Raw genomic sequence first — 22,832 nt, forward strand, 5'->3', positions numbered from 1 at the left:
AAGGCCGCGCACGATAAACCGCGTTGTGTCGTTCGGGGTGTGAAGTCGAACGGTTACGCAGTCGGGGGGAAGTCCGGCGGCCCATCATTTCCAAGGGCCGGCCGCACACCAACCGCATAATAGTTATTCGGAATGAAGTTCTTGCCACGCGCCGCGTTTCTCGCGGCTGTGACTTTTTGCGCTGGCGCGATTGCCAACGCCGCTACGCTCGAAATGAGCGACGTGCTTCCCGACGTGGAAGTTCAGGATATCAACTCGCAGGAACATCATGTTGTTCCGATGCCGCCGGCTCCGGTGGCGCCGCTGGCCAAAGCCGGCGAGATCGTCCAGCCGCTTCCGGCCGACGAGAGCGAGACCGCCGAATTCTCCAGCCTTTCCGCCGCTGTCGCTGCGCAGGACCACCCCGAAGCGGTGGATCGCGAGCTGCATTGCCTGGCCGTGGGCGTTTATTACGAAGCCAAGAGCGAGCCGCTGGCCGGCCAGCTCGCGGTTGCCGAAGTCATTCTCAACCGCGCTGAATCGGGCCGTTTCGCCCGCTCGGTGTGCGGCGTGCTGACCCAGCGCGGCCAGTTCTCGTTCGTTCGCGGCGGCGTGATCCCCACTCCGCCCGAAAACGCCCAGTGGCGTCGCGCAATGGCGGTCGCCCAGGTCGCGCAGAAGGATCTGTGGGACAGCCCCGTCGAGAACGCGCTCTATTTCCACGCGCGCTACGTCTCGCCGGGCTGGAAGCGTCCGCGCGTCGGCGCTGTGGGCAACCACATCTTCTACCGCTGAAATGAGACGAAAGGCCTTTCCGGGCCTTTTGTTCGTTCGCTTAATGTTCTAAAGAACGGGGATGGCTACACAGCTGTCCCCCGCCGCGCCCATATTGGCTGACCTCCCCCTCATGGCGGCGGATGTGGCGCGCGGCGTCTGCCGGATGCTGCTGCGCCACGATTGCGTCGCGATCGCCGAAGTGCCGCTCAGCGACGGCCGCCGCGCCGACCTGATGGCGCTCGATGCGCGCGGCAACATCATCATCGTCGAGATCAAGGTGTCACGCGCCGATCTGCTGGGCGACGCCAAATGGAACGACTATCTCGCCCATTGCGACCGCTTCTTTTGGGCGGTGCCCGAGGGATTCGATCTGCGCCCGTTCGAACAGCAGGGATTCCTGCCCGATCGCGCGGGCCTGATCGTCGCCGATCGCTACGACGCCGCGGTGCTGCGCGAAGCGAACACGGTGCCGCTGGCGGCGGCCACGCGCAAGAAATGCACCCTCGCCTTTGCCCGCCGCGCCGCGCGGCGGGTCATCACCATGCTCGATCCGGAAGCCGAACCCGGCTTCTAGGGCGTCAGAGGTCCGGGCCCGCCGTAGTCGTGGTGCGGGCGCCCAGCCGCGGCGCATCGGCCAGCAGCTTCTGGATCGTCGGCGAGCGCCGGTCCGCCTTGGCATAGTCGCGCGCGGAAAGGCCGGCGATATTGTCGGGACGGTCCGGATCCGCGCCAGCCTTCAGCAGCTCGCGCACCATTTCCGCATTGCGCAGCTGCACCGCTCGGATCAGCGGGGTCTCGCCGCTCGAATTGCGGACATTCACATCGCCCTTGTAGGCGATGAGGATCAGCACGCCTTCGACGAAATTGGCATTGACCGCGATCATCATCGGCGTGTTGCCGGCGCGGTCCTGGATATTGGGGTTGGCGCCCTTCTGCAGCAGATAGCGGAGATAGACCGTATCGCCGTTCTTCGCGATGATGTGCAGCGCGGCTTCACCGCTGTCGCGCTCCTTGGTGTTGACGATGCTGCCATTGGTATCGGTGATCAGCTTCATCACCTTGCTGCCGTCGCCTTTCCGCACCGCTTCCAGAAACTGGTAGCTGTCGGAGAAACTCTGCGCGCTGGCGGGTGCAGCGGTGATCAGCAGCGCGGCGGCCGCGGTAGCCGCGGCGAGAGCGGAACGAAGCATCATGGTAAGCACACACCCTTAGAATACGCCGGAAACGGCGCGAAACCTTGCAAGCTGCCCCCTATCAGATCAAGGCTGGCCACGCCATGAATACAGTGCCCCCCCCTGCTCCGCTTCGTCGCCTCCGCCTGATGCTGTGGGGATTGATCGCCCTCATCGTGCTGGTGCTGGCCTCGGCGTTCGGCTGGCAGGCCTTGAACGCTCCGGCGGGACCGGCCGCGAACAGCGGACGCCACAATGCGATCGACATCGCCGGCAGGACGAATATCGGCGCGCCGTTCGCGCTGACCGATCAGGACGGCAAGACCGTAAGGGATACGGATTTCGCCGGAAAATACCGGCTGATCTATTTCGGCTACACCTTTTGTCCCGACATCTGCCCGACCGACGTGCAGAAGATCGGATTGGTGATGCGGACGCTCGACAAGGAAGATCCGCAGCTGGCGGCGAAGGTGCAGCCGATCTTCATCACCATCGATCCCGAGCGCGATACGCCGGCGGTGTTGAAACAGTTCGTCTCGGCCTTTCATCCGCGCCTGATCGGCCTCACCGGCCCGCTCCCGCAGATTTCCGCCGTCGCAAAGGGCTATGCGGCGTTCTTCGCCAAGGTGCCGCCGGCCCAGCCGGGTGGCGCCTATCTGATGAATCACGCCGCGATGGTCTATCTGATGGGCCCCAGGGGTGAACCGCTGGTGATCATGCCGCGCGAAATGACCGAGGCGGAGATGATCGCCGAAATCCGAAAATGGGCGAAATGAGCTCGGGCAAATTCTGGGAAGACACGCCGCTCGACAAGCTCGATCGCGCGCAGTGGGAAGCGCTGTGCGACGGCTGCGGCAAATGCTGCATCCACAAGCTCGAGGATGACGAAACCGGCGAGCTGATGGCGACCAACATCGCTTGCCGGATGCTCGACCGGCGCATGGGCCAGTGCAAGGACTATCGCAACCGCCGCGCCTATGTCCCCGAATGCGTGCGGCTGACCAACAGCAACGTCCATACGATCGAGTGGCTGCCCCGCACCTGCGCCTATCGCCTGCGCGCGGCGGGCGAGCAGCTGCCCGAGTGGCATTATCTGGTGTGCGGCGATCGCGAGGCGGTGCACCGCGCGGGCGAATCGACGCGCGGCTGGACCATCTCCGAAGACGATGCCGGCGATTTCGAGCACCATATCGTGGACCGCGAGCTTTGAGCGTCGATGTCGATGTGGTGCGTAACGCCCGGTCGCGCGGGATGCGGCTGGCGGTCGATCCGCGCAGCGGACGGGTGCGCCTGACCATCCCGCCGCGCGCGTCGCTGCGTACCGCGCTGGCCTGGGCCGAGGAGCAGCGCGGCTGGATCGAGCGGCAACAGGCCAAGCTGCCGCACGGACGGCCGTTCGAGCCCGGCGCGCGGGTGCCGCTGGAGGATGACGAGATCGAGATCGTGTGGCCGACCACGGTGGGCCGGGTTCCACGGCTCGACGGCGACCGGCTGCTCTGCGGCGGGCCACGCGAAGGGCTGGAGAAGCGGATCGAACGCTGGTTCCGCGCCGAGGCGCTGCGCATCCTGAGCGAGGAGACCGCCGAATATGCCGAAAAGGCCGGGGTCCGCGTCACCGGCGTCAGCATCGGCGATCCGCGCGGCCGCTGGGGCAGCTGCGCCGCATCGGGCGAAATCCGTTATAGCTGGCGGTTGATTCTAGCGCCCAGTTTCGTGCGGCGCGCGACGGTGGCGCATGAAGTGGCGCACCGGGTGCACATGAACCACAGCCCCGCGTTCCACCGCGTGGTGCGCGAATTGTTCGATGCGGATCCCGATCCCGCAAGAGCCTGGCTGCGCAGCCACGGCTCGGCGCTGCACTGGATCGGGCGCGCGGCCTAGTTTGCCGGACGCCGCGCCGGATCAGCCAGGCGCTCGCCCCGATCCCGGTCACTCCGATCGTCACGCCCACCGCTATCGGGACGCGGCGACGGCGCGGTCGCGGGCGGACGAGGAATATCGCGCGGCCCCGGGGCGGGCTGCTGCTGTTGCTGCGGCTGTTGCTGCGGCGGATCGTTGCCGGTCACCCGGTCGAGCCACTCCTGATCGAGCTTCTCGTTCTCGCTCGAACCCGGCGCGGGTGCATCGGGCTCGATCGGATTGCCGTCCTCGTCGACGAATACGCTGTTGTCGGGGCCGGAGAAATATTCGGTCTCGTTGTCGCCCTGCCATTCCGGCAGCGTGACCTGCGTATCGAAATTCTCGACCGCCCGGCCGGCGACTGCCTTGCGCATATAGGCCGAGAAGGCGCGCGCCGGGGCGGTGCCGCCCTGCAGGCCGGGAACGGCCTTCGCATCGTCGCGGCCCATCCACACGCCGGTGGTGAGACCCGAGGAGAAGCCGAGGAACCAGCCATCCTTGTTCGACGTCGTCGTGCCGGTCTTGCCCGCAACCGGGCGGCCGATCTGGGCGGCCTTGCCGGTGCCGGTATTCACCGCAGTCTGCAGCAGATCGATCATCTGCGCCGCGACATGCTCGCCCACCAGCACGCGGCTGGTATCGACTTCGTGCTGATAGATCACCGCGCCGTTCGCGGTGACGCGGGTGATGCCATAGGGCGTCACCGCCACGCCGCGCTGGCTGACCGAGGCAAAGGCGCGGGTCATGTCGATCAGGCGGACGTTGGACGTGCCCAGCACCATCGCCGGCTGGGTGTTGATCTGAGTCGTGATGCCGAAACGGCGCGCCATGTCGGCGACGGTACCGAACCCGACTTCCTGTCCCAGCTTCGCCGCGACGGTGTTGATCGAATAGGCGAAGGCCGCGCGCAGCGTCATTTCGCCGCTGTTGCGCCCGCTATTGTTGCGCGGGGTCCAGCCGCGGATCGTAACCGGCTCGTCGATCACCAGATCGTCGGGGCGGTGCCCGGCTTCGAGGGCTGCGAGATAGACGAACAGCTTGAACGCCGAACCGGGCTGACGCTCGGCCTTGGTCGCGCGATTGTAGATCGACGCGACATAATCCTTGCCGCCGACCATCGCCCGCACCGCGCCGTCGCGGTCGAGGCTCACCAGCGCGCCTTGCGCCGAACCCGGCGTATTGGCGCGGATCGCATCGTCGGCGGCGCGCTGCATCCCCAGGTCGAGCGTGGTCCACACTTCCAGCGGTGCTTCGGTCTCGTCGATCAGCACTTCGAGCTGGGGCAGTGCCCAGTCGGTGAAATAGCGGATACTGTTCTGCTTGGGCTCGGGCGCCAGCTTGACCATCTTCGGATCGGCCCCGGCAGCCTGCGCTGCCGTGATCTTGCCGGTTTCCTCCATCACCCGCAGCACCACGGCGGCGCGATCGATCGCGGCCTGCGCGTCGGCGGTGGGCGAATAATGCGACGGCGCCTTGACCAGGCCGGCGATGATCGCGGCTTCGGAGAGGGTCAGCTTGGTTGCGGGATGGCCGAAGAAGCGGCGCGATGCGGCATCGATGCCATAGGCGCCGCCGCCGAAATAGACCTTGTTCAGGTACAGCTCGAGGATCTGCTCCTTCGAGAATTTCTGCTCCATCGCCAGCGCGAGCACGGCTTCGCGCATTTTCCGGCCGAAATCATATTTGTTCGACAGGAAGATGGTGCGTGCGACCTGCTGGGTGATGGTCGATGCGCCTTGCAGGCGCCGGTCGCTGCCGCTGTTGGCGATGCCGAGGCGAACCGCGCGGAGCATGCCGCGCGGATCGATGCCCCAGTGCGATTCGAACCGGCGATCCTCGACGGCGATGATCGCATCCTTCATCACCTGCGGAATCTGCTCGTACGAGACCCATTCGCCATAGCTTGGCCCGAGCGAGACCAGCACCGTGCCGTCGGCGGCATGGACGCGGATCATCTGGCCGTTGGGCGAGCGCTGGAGTTCGCCGAAGCTGGGCAGCGACCCCTTGGTCGAAAAGACCGCGATCAGCAGCGCGATGAAGGCCAGCAGGCCCAGCGCGCCCGCGCCGCCCGCGGTCCACAGGCCGTAGCGTTTCCACTCGGCCTTGGTGGGCCAGCGTTTCGGAAGATAGCTTTTGATGGTCGCCATGGGTGGGTGTGGATTACGCCCTGATCCTTCGGCTCACAAGCAATTCGAGAGCCTTGCGCCCGTTCCTGCTACCGCTTCAGCCGTTAGCGCCGCGTGAACGGAAGTCCAGGCTGACCGAATTGATGCAGTAGCGCAGGCCGGTCGGCGGAGGGCCGTCAGGGAACACGTGACCCAGATGTCCATCGCAACGGGCGCAGCGCACCTCGACGCGGCGCATGCCGTGGCTCACATCGTGATGCTCGCTGACATGATCGGCCGCAACCGGCTGGGTGAAGCTGGGCCAGCCCGATCCCGAATCATATTTGTCGATCGAATCGAACAATTCGAGCTGACATCCCGAGCAGCGATAGACGCCATCGGCCTTGTTGTTGTCGTAACGCCCCGAAAACGGTGCCTCGGTACCGGCTTCGCGCAACACGTGGAACTGGTCCGCGGTGAGCTTCTTGCGCCACTCGGATTCGGGGAGATTGATATGGTCCATGACGGGGATGTGTGATGCGGCGGCCGTGCCGTCAATGATCCAGGTGAGTCCTATTCCTTCCAGGCCCACCACATCTGGGCGGGGGGAACATTCCACCATTCGATCGCGGCGTCGATCTTGGGAATATGCGGTTCGAAGAAGTTCCGGACCTTGGGATTGAACTGATAGACGAGGAACGCGCCACCAGGACGGAGCGCCTTGGCCGTTTCGCGCGCGATCGAATCGCCCACGCCCGGCGGCAGGGTCGAGAAGGGCAGACCCGACAGGACGTAATCGGCGTGATCGAAGCCGCGTTCCTTGAGGATTTCCATCACATCCTCGGCCGATCCCTGCACCAGCACGAATCGCGAATCATGGATCATCTGACGCAGATGCTGGACGAAATCGGGGTTCGGATCGATCGCGATATAGGTCGCGTCGGGCTTCAGCCGGTCGAGCACCGCCTGGCAGAAGGTGCCGACGCCGGGACCATATTCGACGAACACGTTGGTGTTCGCCCAGTCCACCGGCGCAAGCATCCGCCGGATCGTCCGTCCCGAGGACGGCACGATCGAGGCGACCATTGCCGGGTGCTTGATGAAGTTCCGCAGGAACAGCCCGCGTGAGGAGGGGCTGGCGGCGGAGGCGCGGCGCTTGGAGCGGCCGATCGAACGGGTCGACGAATTCATGACGGTTCCATTGCAGGATGTTGCGGCGCACGTCGAGAGGTAACGGGTAAATGCGCGCCCGGTTGCGCCGGGCTGCAAAGCGATTAACCGGGATTCGTACCAAGGTCGGAGGTCGCATGGAACTGCGCAAGGGTCAGATTGCGGTCATCTTCGTCTCGCAGCGCACCGGGGCGGATCCCGAAGGCTATGCCGACGCCGCCGAAGCGATGGCAACGCTCGCCGCGGCCCAGCCGGGCTATTGCGGGGTGGACAGTGTGCGGGATGGCGACGGCCTGGGCATCACCGTGAGCTATTGGGCCGATCACGAAAGCGCGGTTGCGTGGCGCAACGATGCCGAACATGCGCAGATTCGCGATCGCGGGCGCGGAATCTGGTACGCAAGCTATGATCTCTTCGTGACCGAAGTGGTCCGGGGTTACGACTGGCGGCGGCCATGAAGCCGGTCCGCACCGATCTGACCTTCGCGCTGCTGTTCATGGTGATGCTGGCCATCGCGATGGGGAACACTGCGTTGCAGACGGTGCTGCCCGCGCTCGGCCGGCGGCTCGGCGCGCCGGATACGGTGGTGGCCGGGGTCTTTTCGGTATCGGCGCTGCTGTGGGTGGTCGCTGCGCCCTATTGGGCCAACCGGTCGGACCGGCAGGGGCGGCGCGCGATGGTGCTGCTCGGCATCGGCGGTTTCACCATCTCGCTGTTTCTGTGCGGCATGTTCCTCTTTGCGGGAATCAATGGCTGGCTGGCGCCGTTCGCGACCTTTGCCGGGTTCATCTGCGCGCGCGCGATCTATGGCATCTTCGGTTCGGCCGCACCGCCGGCGGTGCAGGCGCTGGTCGCCGGACGCACCACGCGCGACGAACGGACCAAGGCGCTGACCCTGCTCGCTTCGGCCTTCGGCCTCGGCACGATCCTGGGTCCCGCGATCGCGCCCTATCTGGTGCTGGGCCATTTCTGGAGCGGCGGGCCGGAGATCGGGCTGGCAGGCCCGGCCTTCGTGTTCAGCGCGTTCGGGCTGGCGATCTGGATCTCGGTCAGTCGCTATCTGCCCCGGATCGAAGCCCCGGCGCATGGCGCGGCGACGGCCTATCCCTCGATCGGCGGGCAGAGTTCGGGCGCCAGCGTCACCGCCGCGACCGCCGAGCGCAGCGAGATCATCGGCTTTTTCGATTCCCGGGTGCGGACCTGGATCATCATCGGGCTGGTGATGGGCCATGCCCAGGCGATGACCGGGCAGGCGATCGGATTCCTCGTGATCGATCGCCTCGCGGTCGATCCGGTTTCAGCGCTCGAGCCGACCGGGCTGGTGCTGATGATGGGCGCGGGCTCGGCGCTGCTCGCGCAATGGGGCCTGATTCCGCTGCTCGACCTGAAGCCGCGCGCGCTCGCGCTCTGGGGCCTTGGCATCGCGGCGCTGGGGTGCATCGCGACCGGCACCGCGACCTCGCTCTACGGGATCGCGCTCGGCTATGCGCTGGCGTCGCTCGGCTTCGGCTTTGCGCGGCCGGGCTTCACCGCCGGCTCGTCGCTGGCGGTGGGGCCTGAGGCGCAGGGCTCGATCGCAGGCAAGGTCACTTCGGTGAACGGGGCCGCCTTCGTGCTCGGCCCCTCGCTCGGGGTCGGGCTGTACGAATTGTGGCGGCCCCTGCCCTATCTCACCGCCGCGTTGGTGATGGCGGCGCTGGTGGCGTACGCCTTCTTCAATCTCCGCTCTTCGGACCCCGGCCGTGGAGCATCCCCGGCGCAATGAAGCCGATCGGCTCGAGCGAGACCGCATTCGCCTTCATCTTGTCCGAGATCGAGGCATATTCGGCTTCCATCTCGGGCGTCACCGTGGCGCGGGAATCCCGCAGCGCCGCTTCGAAATGCTTCATCGACACCGCCTTGTTGTCGATCGACTCGCGCAATGCCGCCATGCCCGCGCGGCGGACCACATCGCCCAGATCGGCGCCGGTATAACGCTCGGTCTGCGCCGCGATCTCGCCAAGATCGACATCGGTCGCCAGCGGCATCTTCGCGGTCTGGATCGCGAGGATGCGCCGACGGCCTTCCTGATCGGGCACGCCGACGTAGATCCACTCGTCGAACCGGCCGGGGCGCAGCAGCGCCGGGTCGATCAGGTTCGGCCGGTTGGTCGCGCCGATCACGACGACCGACTGAAGCTCTTCCAGCCCGTCCATTTCCGCCAGGATGGTGTTGACCACCCGTTCGGTCGCCTGCGGCTCGCCAAGGCCGCCGCCACGCGCCGGCACCAGCGAATCGAGTTCGTCGATGAAGATCACGCAGGGCGCGACCTGACGCGCGCGGGCGAACAACTTGGCGATCTGCTGCTCGCTCTCGCCATACCATTTGGACAGCAGGTCGCTCGATTTGGTGGCGATGAAGTTCGCCTGCGCTTCCCGCGCAACCGCCTTGGCCAGCAGCGTCTTGCCGGTGCCCGGCGGACCATAGAGCAGGAAGCCCTTGGCCGGACGGATGCCGAAGCGCCGGAAGGCATCCGGGTCCTTCATCGGCAGCTCGACGCTTTCCTTCAGCCGCATCTGCGCGTCGTCCAGACCGCCGACATCGTCCCAGCGGACCGTGGGCGCCTGCACCATCACTTCGCGCATGGCCGAAGGCTGGACGCGCTTCATCGCATCGAGAAAATCGTCGCGCGTGACCGACAGCGTGTCGAGCACCTCGGGCGGAATCGTCCCTTCGGAAAGGTTGAGCTTCGGCATGATCCGGCGCACGGCCTCGATCGCCGCTTCGCGCGTCAGCGCGGCCAGGTCGGCGCCGACAAACCCGTAGGTCGTGCCCGCCAGCTCGCCCAGATCGACGTCTTCGCTCAGCGGCATCCCGCGCGTGTGGATTCCCAGAATCTCGCGGCGGCCGCGATCGTCGGGCACGCCGACCACGATCTCGCGGTCGAACCGGCCCGGACGCCGCAGCGCTTCGTCGATCGCCTCGGGTCGATTGGTCGCGGCGATGACGACGACATTGGCGCGGGCTTCCAGCCCGTCCATCAGCGTCAGCAGCTGCGCGACCAGCCGCTTCTCCGCTTCGCCCGAAACCTGACCGCGCTTGGGCGCGATCGAATCGATCTCGTCGATGAACACGATCGACGGGGCATCCTTGTTGGCGGCCTCGAACACCTCGCGCAGGCGCTTTTCCGATTCGCCATAGGCCGAACCCATGATCTCCGGCCCGTTGATCAGGTGGAAATTGGCGTCCGATTCGTTGGCGACCGCGCGGGCGAGGCGCGTCTTGCCGGTGCCGGGCGGGCCATGCAGCAGTACGCCCTTGGGCGGATCGACGCCCAGGCGCTGGAACAGTTCGGGATAGCGCAGCGGCAGCTCGACCATCTCGCGCAGCTGGTCGATCGTCGGGCCCATGCCGCCGATATCGTCATAGGTCACGTCCGCGCGGCGATGCGCCTGGGCTTCCTCGAACTCGGGACGCAGCTCGACTTCGGTATTCTCGTCGATATGGACGATGCCCTTGGGGCTGGCTGAAATCACAGTGAGACGGATTTCCTGCAGCGCATAGGCCGGGGCGCGCAGATATTGCGCCACGTTGGGCGGCATGTCGGCGACGCGCTGCTGACCCGCGGTCGCCAGCGTATCGCCCTGTGCGAGCGGGCGGCCGAAAAAGGTGCGCTTGAGGGCGTTGCCCGAGCCCTGAAGGCGCAGATTGGCCTGGGCCGGGGCAAAGACCACGCGAGTCGCGGGCTTGGATTCGGCGCGGCGAATCTCGACGAAATCGCCCGATCCCACTCCGGCATTCGCGCGCTGGAGACCGTCGATACGCAGGAGTTCGAGGCCCTCGTCCTCGGGATAAGGCAGCACGGCCCGCGCCGGCGTGTTCCGCTTGCCCACGATCTCGATGACATCGCCTTCGGCAAGGCCCAGTGCGGCCATCATTGCGCGCGGCAGATGGGCGAGGCCCCGGCCGCTATCCTCGGGCCGCGAATTGGCCACCTGCAGCTTGCGGACATTCTTTTCTTCGTCGGCCATTCACTCGCTCTCCGTTGCAGGCGAAGCGTGCAAGATAGGAAACGGTTCCGGAATGACGAGGGGGTTTTGGGGGAAGCGGGATGCGACGTGGCAAAGCCACGTCGTCGGTCAACGCTTTTCGCGCTGTCGGCCGTGCGCGGCTTGAGGCTCGAAATAGCTTCGCTATTTGCTCGCCCGCCGCGCAAAAAAAATGGCCGCCCCGAGGGGCGGCCTTTGGAAAGTTTTAGGAGAGGATGCCTGAAAGGCCTGCTCTATGTGCAGTGCAGCGGATTATTGTGCAAGTGCGAAAAGAATCCATTGCGGTTGCACGGCTTGCAATCGTCTTTAGGAGAGGCGATACACACTCACCGGCCTGATTCACTGCTGAAGTTGGAAAAATCGCTCGCGATTATCTCTGACGCAGCGCACAAACGAGAGAGCGATGCGTAGGCTTCCTCCCTTAACCGCCATCGAGGCGTTCGTGCAGGTTGCGCGCCTGGGCTCGATCAAGGCCGCCGCCGAAGAACTCGCGCTCTCGTCGCCGGCGCTCAGCCGTCGGGTGCAATCGCTCGAGCGCTTTATCGGCAAGCCCCTGTTCGAGCGGCGCCATCAGGCGCTGCGGCTCAACGACGATGGCGAGCGCCTGCTGAGCCTGATCGCGCCCGCGCTCGATGCAATGACCGATGCGGTCGAAACCATGACCAGCGGTTCGGAACTGCTGCGCCTGCGCCTCGGCATCCTGCCGCTTTTCGCGACGCAGCGGCTGATGCGCCACCTCCCCGATCTCAAACGCCGCCATCCCGAACTGCATCTCGACGTCGATACCGGCGGGCATGGCGTGGCGCGGCTCGGCGATGGGCTCGACGCGGCGATCGTGCTCGCGCGCGACATCGATCCCAGCCTCTATGCCAAACGGCTCGACCGCAACCGGGTGCACGTGATCGGCGCGCGGTCGATGGTCGAGGGACCAAATCCGGTCACCCGGCCCGAACAGCTCGCCGGCCTTACCGCCCTGGTCCATCGGGACATGGCGGATACCTTCACGCAATGGCGCGCGGCGGCGGGGCTGCCCGATCTCGAGCCCGCCGCGGTCGATCATTTCGATTCGGGCACGCTCATGCTCGAAGCCGCGGCGCAGGGCCTCGGCGTCGCGTTCATGCTCGAATCGCATTTCGAGGAAGCGCGCGACGAGCGGCTGGTCCAGCTGTTCGATCTCACGGTCGAGAGCAATTACAGCTACTGGTTCGTCTGCCGTCCGCGCGCGCTGACGCAGCGGCCGGTGCGGATTTTCCACGACTGGCTGATCGGGGCGCTGGGCGCGCTGGAATAGGGCATAAAAAAGCCCCCTCCCCATCGGGGAGAGGGTTGGGAGAGAGGCAGTTCACGGATTGCGCCGCGCTTTCTCCTCTCCCGACCTCACTTCGTTCGGTCACCCTCTCCCCGATGGGGAGAGGGAAATCTTACTCGGCGCGCGCCTTCAGGATCTTGCCCGGCTCGCGCGGTGGCTCGCCCTTGGGCAGCTTGTCGACATTCTCCATGCCCGCAGTCACTTCGCCCCACACCGTGTACTGGCGGTCGAGGAAGGTCGCATCGTCGAGGCAGATGAAGAACTGCGAGTTGGCGCTGTTCGGATCGTTGGTGCGGGCCATCGAGCAGACGCCGCGGACGTGCGGTTCGCTGCTGAATTCCTGTGCCAGATTGGGCTCCTTCGAACCGCTCATGCCGGTGCCGGTCGGATCGCCGCCCTGTGCCATGAAACCGTTGATCACGCGGTGGAACACCACGCCGTCATAGAAACCCGAATTGGCGAGCGTCGCGATGCGCTCGACATGCTTGGGGGCCAGATCGGGGCGCAGCTTGATCGTCACTTCGCCGGTATCGAGGGTGAAGTGGAGGGTGTTGAACTCGGACATGGGATACTCCTGGAATTTGCCGACGCAGGTAGGCGTGATGTCCCCGACTTGCAAATCCTCCTCCCAACGGTAAGGGCCGGACCAGCAGGCCGGACACGGGAGGTCGGACGATGAGCGAGACCGAACTGGAACCGCAGGGCGCGCCCGCCGAAAGCGAGCTCGACGAGGACGACCGGCTGAAGCCCGAATATGTCCGCGCGGTGCTCGATGCCGTCGAATCCGGCGACGACGAAGCGGCGCATGCGCTGGTCGATCCGCTCCACCCCGCCGACATCGCCGATCTGTTCGAGCTGACTCCGCACGAGGACCGCCGTGCGCTGGCCCGCGCGGTCGCCGACCTGCTCGACGGCGACGTGTTCGCCGAGATGAACGATTATGTCCGCGAGGACCTGATCGACGCGCTCGAGCCGCATGAAGTCGCCGGCATCGCCGCCGAACTCGATACCGACGATGCCGTCGCGATCATCGAGGATATGGAGCCGGCCGACCAGCGCGAGGTGCTCCGCGCGATGGAGCCCGACGATCGCGCCGCGATCGAGGAAGCGCTTTCCTATCCCGAGGAATCCGCCGGCCGCCTGATGCAGCGCGAGCTGATCGCGGTGCCCGAGCATTGGACCGTCGGCGATGTGCTCGATTACATGCGCAAGAACGACGATCTGACCACGGATTTCTGGGAAATCTTCGTGGTCGATCCCGCGCACAAGCCGATCGGCACCTGTGCGCTGTCATGGATCCTGCGCACCCCGCGCGCGGTTTCGATTTCTGACGTCATGAAGCGCGAACAGACGCTGATCCCGGTCGAGATGGATCAGGAAGAAGTCGCGCTGCGCTTCCAGAAATACGCGCTGATCTCGGCTGCGGTGGTCGATGCCAGCGGCCGGCTGGTCGGCGTGATCACCGTCGACGACGTGGTCCACATCATCTCCGAGGAAGCCGGCGAAGACGCGCTGCTGCTGTCGGGCGCCGGCGATGGCGACATCAACGAGCCGGTCTATGAATCGTACAAGGCGCGCGTCCGCTGGCTGATCGCCAATCTGGGTACGGCTTTGGTCGCCGCGACGATCATCGGCTTCTTCGAAGGCACGATCCAGCACATGGTGATCCTCGCCGCGCTGATGCCGATCGTCGCGGGCGTCGGCGGCAATGCCGGGACCCAGACGATGGCGGTGACGGTGCGCGCGCTGGCGACCAATCAGCTGACCGATTCGAACAGCATGCGCACGATCCGGCGCGAACTGATGGTTGCGCTGATGAATGGCGGCACGATCGCGGTGGTGTTGGGCAGCGCGGTGGCGCTCGTCTTCCAGAACCCCCAGCTCGGCGGGGTGATTGCCGCGGCGATGCTGGTGAACATCGTGATTGCGGGGCTGGCCGGGGTGATCGTCCCGCTGACGCTCGACCGGTTCAAGGCCGATCCGGCGGTCGCTTCGTCGATCTTCGTGACGATGACCACCGACTCGATGGGCTTCCTCGTGTTCCTCGGCCTTGCCACTGCGGCAGGTCTCGCGGGTTGATCGCGACCCCCTTCGCACCCAAATCAGTCGCGTGCCGCTTCATCTCACCAAGGTCGCCTTTGGCTGCGACAGTATCGATACGCTGATCCAGCGCCTCGCCGGCCGCGCCGCCGTGTCGGACCGGTTCGAGATGACGACGCGCTATCTGCCCAAGCGCCACGCCGAGATCCTCGGCGAAGAGGGCGGATCGCTGTTCTGGATCGTCAAGCACAAGCTCGTCGGCCGCTCGCCGATCCTCGGCTTCGGCGAGGCAGAGGGAAATCGCACCGCGATCATCCTCGAATCCCGCCTGATTCTCGTCCAGGCCCGGCCCAAGCGCGCGCATCAGGGCTGGCGCTATCTCGAAGGCGCCGATGCCCCGGTCGATCTGGGCGACGCCGCCGGCGGTGTGGACGAGATGCCGCCGCATCTGGTCGGTGAGCTCGCCTCGATGGGGCTTATCTGAGAGTCCCTGTGCTCCGGCGAAGGCCGGAGCACAGCCGCCTATTTGGCCAGCGACGGGAATGCCGCCCGGAATGCTGCCACCTTGGGCTTGTCCCAGCGCACGATGTACGGATGGCTCGGATTCCGCCGCGCGAAATCCTGATGATAGGCCTCGGCGGGGTAGAACTGGCCCGTCTCGACCCGCGTGGCGATCGGCCTGGGATAGACCTTCGCGGCATTGAGCTGGCCGATATAGGCGCCCGCAACCTGCCGCTGCGCCGGGCTTTGCGGGAAGATCGCCGAGCGATAGCTCGGCCCTTCGTCGGGCGTCTGACGGTTCAACTGGGTCGGATCGTGCGCGACCGAGAAATAGATTTGCAGCAGCGTGCCATAGCTGACCTTCGACGGATCATAGACGATGCGGATCGCCTCGGCATGGCCGGTCCGCTCGCTCGAGACCTGATCATAGGTCGCGGTCGCCTTGGTGCCGCCGGCATAGCCCGTCGTGACCGACTGGACGCCCTTCACGCCTTCGAACACGGCTTCCATGCCCCAGAAACAGCCGCCGGCGAACACCGCCGCCTGAAGGCCGCTGGCGGTCACGTCGACGCGCGGCGGGGGAATCGAGACGGCGCGCTCGGCAGAGACGGCGGGCGCGCCGCTCGCTGCGAGAGCGGCAAGACCCGCCGCGGCGGCAAGGGTGAGAGCGAATTTCCTCATCGACACATCCCCGAAAGCTTCACGACTCCATAGATCGTGACGCTTCCGGCGGATGCAAGGAGTCTTGTCGAGGCTGGCACCGCAGCCGGTTCAGCGAGGCCGAACCGGCAAAACCACTCAGCGCAGCGCGGCGCAGGCGGTCTGGATGCGGGTGCAGGCTTCGGTCAGGATCGCTTCCGACGTTGCGTAGCTGATCCGCATCGCCGGCGAGAGGCCGAACGCCGCGCCGTGGACGGCCGCGACGCGCGCTTCATCGAGGAAATAGCCGATCATGTCCTCGTCGGTCGCGATCACCTGCCCCTTGGGCGTGGTCTTGCCGATCAGTCCCGAGAATTCGGGATAGACGTAGAAGGCGCCTTCGGGGAGCGGGCAGGTCATGCCGTCGATCGCGTTGAGCATCGACACGACCAGATCGCGGCGGCCACGGAACGCTTCGTTGCGGCCCGCGAGGAAGCTCTGGTCGCCGTTCAGCGCCGCGGTCGCCGCTGCCTGCGCGATCGAGCAGGGGTTGCTGGTCGACTGCGACTGGAGCTTCGACATCGCCTTGATCAGCCAGGGTGCGCCACCGGCGAAGCCGATGCGCCAGCCGGTCATCGAATAGGCCTTGGAACAGCCGTTGACGGTCAGCGTACGCTCGTAGAGCGACGGGCAGACCTGCGCGATGGTCGCGAATTCGAAGCCGTCATAGATGATATGCTCGTACATATCGTCGGCCATGATCCACACATGCGGATGCCGTTCCAGCACTTCGCCCAGCGCCTTGAGCTCGGCCGCCGAATAGGCGGCTCCGGTGGGGTTCGACGGCGAGTTGAGGATCAGCCACTTGGTGCGCGGGGTGATCGCGGCGTCGAGCTGGGCGGGGGTGATCTTGTAGTTCTGGTCCGCGCCCGCGGCGATGAACACCGGGGTGCCGCCTGCGAACTGGACGATGTCGGGATAGCTGACCCAATAGGGGGCCGGGACGATCACTTCGTCGCCCTGCTGCACTGTGGCGACCAGTGCGTTGAACAAAGTGTGCTTGCCGCCCACGTTCACGCTGATCTGGTTCGCGGCATAGGTCAGGCCGTTGTCGCGCTGGAACTTGGCGGCGATCGCCGCCTTCAGCTCGGGCGTGCCGTCGACATTGGTGTAGCGCGTCTTGCCACCGCGGATCGCGGCGATCGCGGCTTCCTGGACATATTCGGGCGTATCGAAATCGGGCTCGCCCGCGCCGAGGCCAATCACATCGATGCCCTGCGCTTTCAGCTCATTGACGCGAGTGGTCATGGCGAGCGTGGCGGAAGGCTGGATGCGGTCGAGCGCGGCGGAAGTCTTCATGAGGATGAGCGCCTTTCTGGAGTGGGCGCCGCGCCTTTACGTCGCGATGTTGCGATGCGCAAATGTAACGGCGGATACGAGTCCGCGCAGGGCATTGCCGATAAAGAAGCCCGATTCGAGATCGGCGGGCCTCAGGTCGCCTTCGACTGCCCTGCCCGTCTCGATCAGTTCGGCGCGCAAGACGCCGGGCAGCAGCCCGCGCGACAGCGGCGGCGTCACCAGCACGCCGTTTCGCTCAACGAAGATCGAGGTGAAGCTGCCTTCGGTCAGGTAGCCGTCCGCGTCGGTGTAGATCGTCTCGAACGCGCCGGGCACGCGCGTGTAAAGGCTGCGGCGGCTGGTCTTGTGCGCCAGGCGGAAGTCGTCCGGCGCAACTTCTATTCGGGTGATCGCGACCTGTACCGGCCCCTCGGGCACTGCCGGCATCGGCGCGATTCCGATCGCGATCGCCCCCGAACGCGCCAGAAGCAGCCTTACCCGCGACGCTTCGCGCAACCGGAAGGTCGCCGCCTGCAGTTCGTTGCGCACGCCATGCCGGTCGAACTCGAACCCGAACAGTTGCGCGCTGGCCTTCATCCGGGCGAGGTGGCGCTCGAGCAGCGCGATGCCCGACTCGGGATCGAACGCCATCGTCTCGATCAGGTCGAACGGACTCTCGTCCTTGGTCACGAACGCGCCCTTGGCGAGGCACTCGTCCCATTCCTCCTGCACCCGCGAATCCGCGACGACGCCCGATCCGAGGCCCAGCATCGCGGTGTCGCTGGTGGCGTCCACGGTCAGCGTCCGGATCGCGACGTTGAACATCGCGTCGCCGCACTTGCCATCCTGGGCGGCGTCGATCCGCCCGATCGAGCCGGTATAGACGTTGCGCGCCGCACCCTCGACTTCGCCGATGATCTGCATCGCCCGCACCTTGGGTGCGCCGGTGATCGATCCGCATGGAAAGATGGCCTGCAGGGCATCGATCGCGTCCAGTCCCTCATCCAGTTCGGCCGTGATGGTCGAAACCATCTGATGCACGGTCGGATATTGCTCAACGCTGAAGAGCTTGGGTACCTGTACGCTGCCTGCGCGCGCGACGCGACTCAGATCGTTGCGCATCAGGTCGACGATCATCAGGTTCTCGGCGCGCTGCTTGGGATCGTCGCGCAGTTCGTCGGCCAGCCGCTGGTCCTCGGCTTCGGTCTCGCCGCGCAGGGCAGTGCCCTTCATCGGCTTCGCGGTCAGGACACCGCCTTCGACCGCGAAGAACAGCTCGGGCGAGAAGGACAGCAGCCATTGGTCGCCCGTCGCCACCAGCGCGCCATAGCCTGCCGCCGCGCGGCTGCGAATAAGCGCATAGAGCGACGCCGGCGATCCCGCCCAGCGGACTCCGGCGCGGAAGGTCAGGTTCGCCTGATAGATGTCGCCGGCTTCGATCAGCTCGATGACGCGCGCGAACTGCTCGCCATATCGGGCGCGTGAAATCCGCGGCTCGGGTGTCCCCGCCCAGGCGCCGGCGGGGTCGGGCAGCAGCGCCGCCGCGTCGACCGTCCGATAGCCTTCGAACAGGCCGAACCACAGGCGCGGCGTCGCGCCGCCCGGAGGTTGCGGCCATGCGCGGGGTTCGAACGCCGCGCTGGCCTCGTAGGTCAGGAACCCCGCTGCATCGAGCCCGCTGGCGCGGATCCGCTCCAGCGCGGCGCGAACCTCATCCTCGCCCTGCGCGGTGACGATCTCGACCGGGTCGGCATAGAGCCGCGCGCCCGCGCCGTCCGGCCGTGCATCGTCGAGCAGTACGAAAGGAGGGGCAGGCAACATGCCCAGCCCGAATGCAGCGCGCGGGCGGTTGCCGCAACCCCATGTTGCTGCCTATCTGCCGGGCATGTCGAGTTCGCCGCAAAACCCGCCCGCCAATCCGCCCATGCGCGCTGCTGTCGTGCCGGTCACGCCGCTCCAGCAGAATTGCACCCTGTTGTGGTGCACCGAAACGAAGAAGGGCGCGTTCGTCGATCCCGGCGGCGATCTGGAAAAGCTGCGCGCCGCCGCGAAGCACCATGACGTCACCATCGAAAAAATCCTCGTGACTCATGGACATATCGACCATTGCGGCGCGGCGGGCGAGTTTGCGAAGGAGCTTGGCGTGCCGATCGAGGGGCCGCACGAGGGCGATCGCTTCTGGATCGCGCGGCTCGAGGATGACGGCCGCAAATATGGCGTGCGCGGTACCCCGTTCGAGCCCGATCGCTGGCTGGTCAACGGCGATCGGGTGACCGTCGGCAATCTCGTGCTCGACGTCTATCATTGCCCCGGCCACACGCCCGGTCATGTCGTGTTCCACCACGCCCCGTCGAAATTCGCGACGGTGGGCGACGTGCTGTTCCAGGGATCGATCGGCCGCACCGATTTCCCGATGGGCAATCATCAGGACCTGCTCGACGCCATCGTCACGCGGCTATGGCCGCTGGGCGGCGAGACCGTGTTCGTTCCCGGACACGGTCCCCTGAGCAATTTCGCCCATGAACGGCGGACGAATCCCTATGTCGCCGATTCGGTGCTCGCCCAAGCCTAGTTCAGCGAGAGCCAGATCCACGGCGCGCTGATCGCCAGCACGCCCAGGCCGATCATGGTCAGCATCGTCGTCGCGATTCCGATCATGCGGCCGGGCATCCAGCCGTCCATCCCGAACGCGTGGCAGATTCGCCCGGCGATAAAGGCGATGGCGATCACCCACAACCATCCGCGCGTGCCCGCCGCCAGCTCGATCAGGCCGATCAGGATCAGCACGATCGGCACATATTCGGCGAAATTCAGCTGCGCGCGCATCCGCGCCATCAGCTTTTCGTTGCCGCCGTCGCCGATCGAGATCTTCTCGGTGGTGCGGACCCGGCCGATACGGATGCCGAGCCAGGTGTTGATGAGCGCGGCGGCTCCCGCGGCGCTGAGCGTGACAGGCAACAAGATCATTATAAACTCCCCCTCTCCCGAGGGTTCCGGCTTGCCACGGGCTTCTCAGCCTTGCAACGCGGCGAAGAATCGGTATAGGCGCTCGCTCGCTTCGTGACCTGTCCACTGGTCCGGCGAGCGATCGGCTTTGCCGTCGCTTGTCCGAAGAACCCCGTGGGCGTATCGCGACCTGAGTTTTGCTGTAGTTTTCGAAGAAGGTTGCCGAAATGGCCGTTCCCAAGAGAAAAACCTCGCCGTCGCGGCGTGGCATGCGCCGGGCGCACGATGCGCTGTCGGTCGAGGCGTTCCAGGAGTGCCCGAATTGCGGCGAACTCAAGCGTCCGCACGTGCTGTGCGGCGCCTGCGGCCATTATAACGGCCGCGAGATCCTCTCCGTCGAGGCTTGAGCCGAAAACGGGGGGCTGACAGCATGACAAAACCCTCGCGAATCGCCGTCGATGCGATGGGCGGCGATGAGGGGATAGCCGTGATGCTGGCCGGCGTGGCGGCTGCGCGCCGTCGCTACGAGGGGATGCAATTCTACCTCGTCGGCGACGAAGCGCAGATCCGCGAAGGTCTGAAGACTCATCCCAACCTGACGGCCGCGTCGGAGATCGTCCACGCGCCCGAAGTCGTGTCCTCGGAAGACAAGCCGAGCGCGGCGATTCGGCGCGCCAAGACCACGTCGATGGGAATCGCCATCGATCTGGTGAAGCAGGGCAAGGCCGGCGCCGCCGTCTCCTCGGGCAATACCGGCGCGCTGATGGCGATGGCCAAGCTGTCGCTGCGCACGATGAAGGGTATCGATCGCCCCGCGCTTGCCGCGCTGATGCCCAGCTTGGGCGAAAACGATACGGTCATGCTCGATCTCGGCGCGAATACCGAAGTCGATGCGCGCAATCTCGTCCAGTTCGCGGTGATGGGCGCCGCCTATGCGCGCACCGCGCTCGATCTGGAGCGTCCCCGCGTCTCGCTGCTCAACATCGGCACCGAAGAGATGAAGGGCACCGAGAATATCCGCGAAGCCGCCGCCGCGCTGCGGGGGGCTGGCCATCTGCGACTCGATTTCCGGGGCTTCATCGAAGGCAACAAGCTGTCGCGCGGCGAAACCGACGTGATCGTGTGCGACGGATTCTCCGGCAATATCGCGCTCAAGACGGTCGAGGGCACCGCGCGCTTCGTGGCGGACCTGCTCAAGCGCGCCTTCACCAGCTCGACTCGCTCGAAGATCGGCTTCCTGATCTCGCGGCCCGCCACCGAATTGCTCCGTCACCATCTCGATCCGAACAATCACAATGGCGCGGTCTTTCTCGGCCTGAACGGCATTGTCGTGAAGAGCCACGGCAGCGCCAACGAGACCGGCGTCGCCACGGCGATTGGATTTGCGGCCAAGATGCTTCAGGACGATCTGATACGGCGGATTGCCGAGGATCTCGGCAAGTTCGAAGCCAAAGCGGCATAAGGCAAAGCAATGACGTTGCGTTCGGTCATCATCGGTACGGGCACTGAGCTTCCGGCCCGCCGCGTCTCCAATGCGGAGCTCGCGCAGACCGTCGACACCACCGACGAGTGGATCGTCGAGCGCACCGGCATCAAGTTCCGCCACATCGCGTCGCCCGATGAAACCACCGGTACGCTGGCGACCGGTGCGGCAAAGGCGGCGCTGGCCGCTGCGGGGCTCGCGGCGCAGGAAATCGATCTGATCGTGCTGGCCACCGCCACGCCGGACCAGACCTTCCCCGCCACCGCGACCAAGGTGCAGGCCGCGCTCGGCATCGACGATTGCGTCGCGTTCGACGTGGCGGCGGTGTGCTCGGGCTTCCTCTACGCGCTGCAGGTTGCCGATTCGATGATTCGCGCCGGCGCGGCGCGTCACGCGCTGGTGATCGGCGCCGAGACGTTCAGCCGCATCCTCGACTGGGAGGATCGCGGCACCTGCGTCCTGTTCGGCGATGGCGCGGGCGCAATCGTGCTCCAGGCGCAGGAATCGGACGAATCGGCAGGCCGCGGCATCCTCGCCACCAGGCTTCACGCCGATGGGCGTCACAACGAACTCCTCTATGTCGATGGCGGCCCCTCGACGACGGGCACCGTCGGCAAGCTGCGGATGAAGGGCCGCGAGGTCTTCCGCCATGCCGTGGTCAATCTCGCCTCGGTGATGGAAGAATCGCTCGCCGCAGCCGGTCTCCAGCCTTCCGATGTCGACTGGGTCGTGCCGCATCAGGCCAATGCCCGCATCCTCGACGCCACCGCACGCAAGCTGAACCTCGACTCGAACAAGGTGATCGTGACGGTCGACCAGCACGCCAATACTTCCGCCGCATCGGTCCCGCTGGCGCTCGACACCGCGGTGCGCGACGGCCGGATCAAGCAGGGCGACCTGCTGGTGCTGGAGGCGATGGGCGGCGGCTTTACCTGGGGCGCGGCGGTCGTTCGTTTTTGATTGATGACTGCGGCACCTGCCCGGTGCCGCAACCGGTTCAGCGAAGCTGAACCGCACAAAGATGATTCGGCGAGACGAGAGACAGTCGCGCCCGATTGTTACAGCATAGTAATGTTCCCATTTGCGGGCCGTGCACAATCTGTTAGATCGTGCATTGCAGTTCCAACAGGAGAACGCCGATCATGGCCGACGCCGGCACGCTGACCAGGGCCGACCTGGCCGAATCGCTGCATCGCGAAGTCGGTCTGTCGCGGGCTGACGCGGCACGGCTGGTCGAGCAAATTCTCGGCCATATGTGCGAAGCCCTGTCGAAGGGCGAGAACGTCAAGATTTCCGGCTTCGGCAGCTTCATCCTGCGCGACAAGGGCGAGCGGGTGGGCCGAAATCCCAAGACGGGCGTCGAAGTTCCGATCGCTCCGCGTCGCGTGCTTACCTTCCGGGCCAGCCAGATGATGCGCGATCGCATCGTCTCGGCCGGCTGACGGT

The 22,832-nt window shown here is 65.8% G+C and carries 25 protein-coding genes; 15 read left to right on the plus strand and 10 right to left on the minus strand.

Going from position 1 to position 22,832, the window contains the following annotated elements; all coding sequences use genetic code 11:
- Positions 1 to 213: 213 nt before the first annotated feature.
- Positions 214 to 774 (plus strand): cell wall hydrolase, encoded by a 561-nt coding sequence (locus tag HHL13_RS16325; protein WP_240953728.1) that lies wholly within the window; start codon positions 214 to 216, stop codon positions 772 to 774.
- 61 nt (positions 775 to 835) lie between these two features.
- Positions 836 to 1,330: an MmcB family DNA repair protein gene (locus tag HHL13_RS16330; protein ID WP_169556653.1), complete on the plus strand. Its 495-nt coding sequence runs from the start codon at positions 836 to 838 to the stop codon at positions 1,328 to 1,330.
- 4 nt (positions 1,331 to 1,334) lie between these two features.
- Here the strand turns inward: HHL13_RS16330 and HHL13_RS16335 are convergent, their stop codons facing one another.
- Positions 1,335 to 1,946: an ankyrin repeat domain-containing protein gene (locus HHL13_RS16335; RefSeq protein ID WP_169556654.1), complete on the minus strand. Its 612-nt coding sequence runs from the start codon at positions 1,944 to 1,946 to the stop codon at positions 1,335 to 1,337.
- 131 nt (positions 1,947 to 2,077) lie between these two features.
- Here HHL13_RS16335 and HHL13_RS16340 point away from each other — a divergent pair, with 131 nt between their 5' ends.
- Genes HHL13_RS16340 through HHL13_RS16350 form a run of 3 tightly spaced genes read left to right on the plus strand, consistent with a single transcriptional unit; the run spans position 2,078 to position 3,809 of the window.
- On the plus strand, positions 2,078 to 2,704 hold the full coding sequence (locus HHL13_RS16340; RefSeq protein ID WP_169556655.1) for an SCO family protein: 627 nt from the start codon (positions 2,078 to 2,080) through the stop codon (positions 2,702 to 2,704).
- Positions 2,692 to 3,138, plus strand: a complete 447-nt coding sequence (locus HHL13_RS16345; protein WP_169556656.1) for a YcgN family cysteine cluster protein — start codon at positions 2,692 to 2,694, stop codon at positions 3,136 to 3,138. Before HHL13_RS16340 ends, HHL13_RS16345 begins: the two co-directional genes overlap by 13 nt.
- Entirely contained in the window at positions 3,135 to 3,809 is a 675-nt protein-coding gene (locus tag HHL13_RS16350) for a SprT family zinc-dependent metalloprotease (RefSeq protein WP_169556657.1), read from the plus strand. The genes HHL13_RS16345 and HHL13_RS16350 overlap by 4 nt, the downstream gene beginning before the upstream one ends.
- Here HHL13_RS16350 and HHL13_RS16355 read toward each other — a convergent pair.
- The 3 genes from HHL13_RS16355 to HHL13_RS16365 all read right to left on the minus strand — a co-directional run bounded on the left by HHL13_RS16355 (position 3,806) and on the right by HHL13_RS16365 (position 7,018).
- Positions 3,806 to 5,974: a PBP1A family penicillin-binding protein gene (locus tag HHL13_RS16355; protein ID WP_169556658.1), complete on the minus strand. Its 2,169-nt coding sequence runs from the start codon at positions 5,972 to 5,974 to the stop codon at positions 3,806 to 3,808. The genes HHL13_RS16350 and HHL13_RS16355 overlap by 4 nt on opposite strands.
- Positions 5,975 to 6,050: 76 nt before the next feature.
- Complete coding sequence (gene msrB, locus HHL13_RS16360; protein ID WP_169556659.1) at positions 6,051 to 6,455, minus strand: peptide-methionine (R)-S-oxide reductase MsrB; 405 nt, start codon at positions 6,453 to 6,455, stop codon at positions 6,051 to 6,053.
- A 50-nt stretch (positions 6,456 to 6,505) separates the two neighbouring features.
- Entirely contained in the window at positions 6,506 to 7,018 is a 513-nt protein-coding gene (locus HHL13_RS16365) for a methyltransferase (RefSeq protein WP_240953877.1), read from the minus strand.
- Between the two features lie 221 nt (positions 7,019 to 7,239).
- Between HHL13_RS16365 and HHL13_RS16370 the strand changes: the two genes are divergently transcribed.
- Together HHL13_RS16370 and HHL13_RS16375 are read left to right on the plus strand one after the other, a co-directional pair.
- Positions 7,240 to 7,560 (plus strand): antibiotic biosynthesis monooxygenase, encoded by a 321-nt coding sequence (locus HHL13_RS16370; RefSeq protein ID WP_169556661.1) that lies wholly within the window; start codon positions 7,240 to 7,242, stop codon positions 7,558 to 7,560.
- Positions 7,557 to 8,867 (plus strand): MFS transporter, encoded by a 1,311-nt coding sequence (locus HHL13_RS16375; protein WP_169556662.1) that lies wholly within the window; start codon positions 7,557 to 7,559, stop codon positions 8,865 to 8,867. Before HHL13_RS16370 ends, HHL13_RS16375 begins: the two co-directional genes overlap by 4 nt.
- Here HHL13_RS16375 and HHL13_RS16380 read toward each other — a convergent pair.
- Positions 8,818 to 11,112: a CDC48 family AAA ATPase gene (locus HHL13_RS16380; RefSeq protein ID WP_169556663.1), complete on the minus strand. Its 2,295-nt coding sequence runs from the start codon at positions 11,110 to 11,112 to the stop codon at positions 8,818 to 8,820. The genes HHL13_RS16375 and HHL13_RS16380 overlap by 50 nt on opposite strands.
- Positions 11,113 to 11,533: 421 nt before the next feature.
- Between HHL13_RS16380 and HHL13_RS16385 the strand changes: the two genes are divergently transcribed.
- The gene (locus tag HHL13_RS16385) at positions 11,534 to 12,421 is read left to right on the plus strand and encodes a LysR substrate-binding domain-containing protein (RefSeq protein WP_169556664.1); all 888 of its coding nucleotides are present in this window, start codon (positions 11,534 to 11,536) and stop codon (positions 12,419 to 12,421) included.
- Positions 12,422 to 12,551: 130 nt separating this feature from the next.
- Here the strand turns inward: HHL13_RS16385 and HHL13_RS16390 are convergent, their stop codons facing one another.
- Complete coding sequence (locus tag HHL13_RS16390) at positions 12,552 to 13,004, minus strand: peptidylprolyl isomerase (RefSeq protein ID WP_169556665.1); 453 nt, start codon at positions 13,002 to 13,004, stop codon at positions 12,552 to 12,554.
- A gap of 110 nt (positions 13,005 to 13,114) precedes the next feature.
- Here HHL13_RS16390 and mgtE point away from each other — a divergent pair, with 110 nt between their 5' ends.
- A complete protein-coding gene (gene mgtE / locus HHL13_RS16395; RefSeq protein WP_169556666.1) occupies positions 13,115 to 14,518 on the plus strand; it encodes a magnesium transporter in 1,404 nt (467 codons plus the stop codon).
- Between the two features lie 31 nt (positions 14,519 to 14,549).
- Positions 14,550 to 14,963 carry a DUF1489 domain-containing protein gene (locus HHL13_RS16400; RefSeq protein ID WP_169556667.1) on the plus strand — a complete coding sequence of 138 codons (414 nt, stop codon included), beginning with the start codon at positions 14,550 to 14,552 and terminating at the stop codon, positions 14,961 to 14,963.
- A gap of 38 nt (positions 14,964 to 15,001) precedes the next feature.
- Here HHL13_RS16400 and msrA read toward each other — a convergent pair whose 3' ends face one another.
- The 3 genes from msrA to pabB all read right to left on the minus strand — a co-directional run bounded on the left by msrA (position 15,002) and on the right by pabB (position 18,778).
- Entirely contained in the window at positions 15,002 to 15,661 is a 660-nt protein-coding gene (gene msrA, locus HHL13_RS16405; RefSeq protein ID WP_169556668.1) for a peptide-methionine (S)-S-oxide reductase MsrA, read from the minus strand.
- 117 nt (positions 15,662 to 15,778) lie between these two features.
- Entirely contained in the window at positions 15,779 to 16,978 is a 1,200-nt protein-coding gene (locus HHL13_RS16410) for a pyridoxal phosphate-dependent aminotransferase (protein ID WP_169556669.1), read from the minus strand.
- Between the two features lie 36 nt (positions 16,979 to 17,014).
- Positions 17,015 to 18,778 (minus strand): aminodeoxychorismate synthase component I, encoded by a 1,764-nt coding sequence (gene pabB / locus HHL13_RS16415; protein ID WP_169556670.1) that lies wholly within the window; start codon positions 18,776 to 18,778, stop codon positions 17,015 to 17,017.
- Positions 18,779 to 18,842: 64 nt separating this feature from the next.
- Between pabB and HHL13_RS16420 the strand changes: the two genes are divergently transcribed.
- Entirely contained in the window at positions 18,843 to 19,529 is a 687-nt protein-coding gene (locus tag HHL13_RS16420) for an MBL fold metallo-hydrolase (RefSeq protein WP_169557019.1), read from the plus strand.
- On the opposite strand, the gene HHL13_RS16425 is transcribed toward HHL13_RS16420, so the two are convergent.
- Positions 19,526 to 19,924 (minus strand): MAPEG family protein, encoded by a 399-nt coding sequence (locus HHL13_RS16425; protein WP_169556671.1) that lies wholly within the window; start codon positions 19,922 to 19,924, stop codon positions 19,526 to 19,528. The genes HHL13_RS16420 and HHL13_RS16425 overlap by 4 nt on opposite strands.
- 206 nt (positions 19,925 to 20,130) lie before the next feature.
- Here HHL13_RS16425 and rpmF point away from each other — a divergent pair, with 206 nt between their 5' ends.
- The 4 genes from rpmF to HHL13_RS16445 all read left to right on the plus strand — a co-directional run bounded on the left by rpmF (position 20,131) and on the right by HHL13_RS16445 (position 22,828).
- A complete protein-coding gene (gene rpmF / locus HHL13_RS16430) occupies positions 20,131 to 20,310 on the plus strand; it encodes a 50S ribosomal protein L32 (protein ID WP_169556672.1) in 180 nt (59 codons plus the stop codon).
- Positions 20,311 to 20,333: 23 nt separating this feature from the next.
- The gene (plsX, locus tag HHL13_RS16435) at positions 20,334 to 21,365 is read left to right on the plus strand and encodes a phosphate acyltransferase PlsX (protein ID WP_169556673.1); all 1,032 of its coding nucleotides are present in this window, start codon (positions 20,334 to 20,336) and stop codon (positions 21,363 to 21,365) included.
- A gap of 9 nt (positions 21,366 to 21,374) precedes the next feature.
- Positions 21,375 to 22,346: a beta-ketoacyl-ACP synthase III gene (locus HHL13_RS16440; RefSeq protein ID WP_169556674.1), complete on the plus strand. Its 972-nt coding sequence runs from the start codon at positions 21,375 to 21,377 to the stop codon at positions 22,344 to 22,346.
- Positions 22,347 to 22,528: 182 nt separating this feature from the next.
- Complete coding sequence (locus HHL13_RS16445; RefSeq protein WP_169556675.1) at positions 22,529 to 22,828, plus strand: integration host factor subunit alpha; 300 nt, start codon at positions 22,529 to 22,531, stop codon at positions 22,826 to 22,828.
- Positions 22,829 to 22,832: the final 4 nt, after the last annotated feature.

It is taken from the genome of Sphingomonas sp. G-3-2-10 (genome assembly GCF_012927115.1).
Lineage (GTDB): Bacteria > Pseudomonadota > Alphaproteobacteria > Sphingomonadales > Sphingomonadaceae > Sphingomonas.

What these genes read in the sequence shown, in the direction of transcription:
- HHL13_RS16325 (WP_240953728.1), top strand. Translation starts at nt 214, where the DNA reads ATGAGCGACGTGCTTCCCGACGTGGAAGTTCAGGATATCAACTCGCAG.
- HHL13_RS16330 (WP_169556653.1), top strand. Translation starts at nt 836, where the DNA reads ATGGCTACACAGCTGTCCCCCGCCGCGCCCATATTGGCTGACCTCCCC.
- HHL13_RS16335 (WP_169556654.1), bottom strand. Translation starts at nt 1,946, where the DNA reads ATGCTTCGTTCCGCTCTCGCCGCGGCTACCGCGGCCGCCGCGCTGCTG.
- HHL13_RS16340 (WP_169556655.1), top strand. Translation starts at nt 2,078, where the DNA reads ATGCTGTGGGGATTGATCGCCCTCATCGTGCTGGTGCTGGCCTCGGCG.
- HHL13_RS16345 (WP_169556656.1), top strand. Translation starts at nt 2,692, where the DNA reads ATGGGCGAAATGAGCTCGGGCAAATTCTGGGAAGACACGCCGCTCGAC.
- HHL13_RS16355 (WP_169556658.1), bottom strand. Translation starts at nt 5,974, where the DNA reads ATGGCGACCATCAAAAGCTATCTTCCGAAACGCTGGCCCACCAAGGCC.
- msrB (WP_169556659.1), bottom strand. Translation starts at nt 6,455, where the DNA reads ATGGACCATATCAATCTCCCCGAATCCGAGTGGCGCAAGAAGCTCACC.
- HHL13_RS16365 (WP_240953877.1), bottom strand. Translation starts at nt 7,018, where the DNA reads ATGGTCGCCTCGATCGTGCCGTCCTCGGGACGGACGATCCGGCGGATG.
- HHL13_RS16370 (WP_169556661.1), top strand. Translation starts at nt 7,240, where the DNA reads ATGGAACTGCGCAAGGGTCAGATTGCGGTCATCTTCGTCTCGCAGCGC.
- HHL13_RS16375 (WP_169556662.1), top strand. Translation starts at nt 7,557, where the DNA reads ATGAAGCCGGTCCGCACCGATCTGACCTTCGCGCTGCTGTTCATGGTG.
- HHL13_RS16380 (WP_169556663.1), bottom strand. Translation starts at nt 11,112, where the DNA reads ATGGCCGACGAAGAAAAGAATGTCCGCAAGCTGCAGGTGGCCAATTCG.
- HHL13_RS16385 (WP_169556664.1), top strand. Translation starts at nt 11,534, where the DNA reads ATGCGTAGGCTTCCTCCCTTAACCGCCATCGAGGCGTTCGTGCAGGTT.
- HHL13_RS16390 (WP_169556665.1), bottom strand. Translation starts at nt 13,004, where the DNA reads ATGTCCGAGTTCAACACCCTCCACTTCACCCTCGATACCGGCGAAGTG.
- mgtE (WP_169556666.1), top strand. Translation starts at nt 13,115, where the DNA reads ATGAGCGAGACCGAACTGGAACCGCAGGGCGCGCCCGCCGAAAGCGAG.
- msrA (WP_169556668.1), bottom strand. Translation starts at nt 15,661, where the DNA reads ATGAGGAAATTCGCTCTCACCCTTGCCGCCGCGGCGGGTCTTGCCGCT.
- HHL13_RS16410 (WP_169556669.1), bottom strand. Translation starts at nt 16,978, where the DNA reads ATGAAGACTTCCGCCGCGCTCGACCGCATCCAGCCTTCCGCCACGCTC.
- pabB (WP_169556670.1), bottom strand. Translation starts at nt 18,778, where the DNA reads ATGTTGCCTGCCCCTCCTTTCGTACTGCTCGACGATGCACGGCCGGAC.
- HHL13_RS16420 (WP_169557019.1), top strand. Translation starts at nt 18,843, where the DNA reads ATGTCGAGTTCGCCGCAAAACCCGCCCGCCAATCCGCCCATGCGCGCT.
- HHL13_RS16425 (WP_169556671.1), bottom strand. Translation starts at nt 19,924, where the DNA reads ATGATCTTGTTGCCTGTCACGCTCAGCGCCGCGGGAGCCGCCGCGCTC.
- rpmF (WP_169556672.1), top strand. Translation starts at nt 20,131, where the DNA reads ATGGCCGTTCCCAAGAGAAAAACCTCGCCGTCGCGGCGTGGCATGCGC.
- plsX (WP_169556673.1), top strand. Translation starts at nt 20,334, where the DNA reads ATGACAAAACCCTCGCGAATCGCCGTCGATGCGATGGGCGGCGATGAG.
- HHL13_RS16440 (WP_169556674.1), top strand. Translation starts at nt 21,375, where the DNA reads ATGACGTTGCGTTCGGTCATCATCGGTACGGGCACTGAGCTTCCGGCC.
- HHL13_RS16445 (WP_169556675.1), top strand. Translation starts at nt 22,529, where the DNA reads ATGGCCGACGCCGGCACGCTGACCAGGGCCGACCTGGCCGAATCGCTG.